Here is a 1,597-nt window from a genome sequence, read left to right as displayed (position 1 = left end):
GAACAAAACATCACAACAATTATCCGCGAAAATGGTTATCGTCTTTGGGGTAATCGCACCCTTTCAAGCGATACAAAGTTTGCTTTCTTATCGGTGGTGAGAACCGCAGATATGATCAATGACGCCATTTTGCGCGGGCATCTATGGGCTGTCGACCGCAATATCAAAAAAACCTACATGCATGACGTGAGTGAAAGCGTCAATGCCTATTTGCGTGATTTAAAAGCACAAGGCGCCATTCTTGGTGGGCGTTGTACGCCTGATCCAGAGTTGAATACAGCAAGCGCTATTGAAAGCGGCAGAGTCTATTTCAATGTCGAATTCACACCAACAACACCAGCAGAACACATCACATTCCGTTCACGCATTGTGAATGATTATTTAGAGGAGATTTTTTAATGGCTATCCCCGTTTTACCAAGAGTTTTGAAATATTTTAACATTTTTGTCGACGGCATTCCCTATCAAGCAAAATGTGAAAGCGTAACATTACCGAATTTGAACTTGGTTGTTGAAAGTTATCGTGGCGGAGGCATGGACTCCTCCATTGAAGTTGATCTTGGTCTTGAAACTCTCACACTTAGCATGACCATTTCTGATTGCTCTCCAGAGTTAATGGCACTGTTGGGGCGCACTGATGTCGACATTTCATTACGAAGTTCAATGCAAGCGCAAGGCACACCCGCAGAAGGTGTTGTCATTACCATGAGAGGACTATGCAAAGGCTTTGAAATGGCAGAATGGCAACCGGGGAGCAAAGCAACATCCACAGCAACATTCACATTACAGTATTTCAAATATGTCCAGAAGGACGTTGAAATTGTTGAGATAGACGCCCTCAACCTCATCAGAAAATTCAATGGCGTCAATCAATTAGCAGATCATAGAGAAAACATAGGATTATAAAAATGACAGTACAAACAAGCATTACACATAAATTACTTGTACCGGTTACCTTTGAAGGAAAAGAGCATACCGAAATCACCTTACATCGCCCCAAAACAAAAGATGTGCAAGCAATCGACAAAAAAGAAGGCATAGAGCAAACAATTGCTATGGTTGCACGCCTTTCTGGATGGGCACATGAAGCGGTTGGAGAACTCGATATTAATGACTTGTCGAGCATTGGAGAGATTTTAGAGTCTTTTATCAAGCGGCGGGATACCTCGACTGGGAAACTGCCGCGAAACTCATAGCCGATATTGCCATTGTTTTTCATTGGTCCCTTTCAAAGATGATGGAAATGGAACCGCAAGAACTCATATTCTGGCGAAAACAAGCAGTAGAAAGGTATAAGACAAAATGAGTGAAAAAGTTGCTGATGCAAAGGTGAAACTGTCTCTTGAAGACAAACTCACCGCGCCTCTTAAACGTGTACAAAAAAAATTCGATACATTGTCTAAAACACTCTCACATAGTTTGGGTATTCCGCGCTTTTCTGCTGCTGTCAAAAACATGACAAAAAGCCTTCATGGCGTTCAAAGTGCTCTTGGAGTGGCGGCAAGCCGTGCTTCGGTCTTTACCGGTGTCTTAGGGCTTGCTGGTGGTGGTCTTGTGGCAAGTGTAGCTGCCCTCACCATGAAAACCATGCATCTGGG

The 1,597-nt window shown here is 43.2% G+C and carries 4 protein-coding genes and 1 pseudogene; all 5 read left to right on the top strand.

The genetic code is table 11. The features are described 5' to 3' along the window. Positions 1–399, top strand: a 399-nt coding sequence (locus ACFIKO_RS08935) for a phage tail sheath C-terminal domain-containing protein (protein ID WP_375673832.1), incomplete at its 5' end; no start/stop codon positions are given. Then, a complete protein-coding gene (locus tag ACFIKO_RS08930) occupies positions 399–905 on the top strand; it encodes a phage major tail tube protein (protein ID WP_375628612.1) in 507 nt (168 codons plus the stop codon). The genes ACFIKO_RS08935 and ACFIKO_RS08930, both read left to right, overlap by 1 nt. Before the next feature lie 2 nt (positions 906–907). Next, complete coding sequence (locus tag ACFIKO_RS08925; protein WP_375628611.1) at positions 908–1,195, top strand: phage tail assembly protein; 288 nt, start codon at positions 908–910, stop codon at positions 1,193–1,195. Between the two features lie 38 nt (positions 1,196–1,233). Continuing rightward, positions 1,234–1,305, top strand: a complete 72-nt coding sequence (locus tag ACFIKO_RS08920) for a GpE family phage tail protein (protein ID WP_375628648.1) — start codon at positions 1,234–1,236, stop codon at positions 1,303–1,305. Continuing rightward, positions 1,302–1,597, top strand: a pseudogene (locus ACFIKO_RS08915) (phage tail protein); the annotation flags it as partial. The gene ACFIKO_RS08920 and the pseudogene ACFIKO_RS08915, both read left to right, overlap by 4 nt.

Source organism: Bartonella sp. TS82HLJMH, assembly GCF_042193495.1.
Classification (GTDB): Bacteria; Pseudomonadota; Alphaproteobacteria; order Rhizobiales; family Rhizobiaceae; genus Bartonella; species Bartonella grahamii.
Note: the sequence above shows the minus strand (reverse complement) of the source record. Positions and strands in the feature narration are given on the sequence as shown.

Bases quoted from the DNA above. Each gene is read 5' to 3' on its own strand.
- ACFIKO_RS08930 (WP_375628612.1), top strand. From the start codon at position 399: ATGGCTATCCCCGTTTTACCAAGAGTTTTGAAATATTTTAACATTTTT.
- ACFIKO_RS08925 (WP_375628611.1), top strand. From the start codon at position 908: ATGACAGTACAAACAAGCATTACACATAAATTACTTGTACCGGTTACC.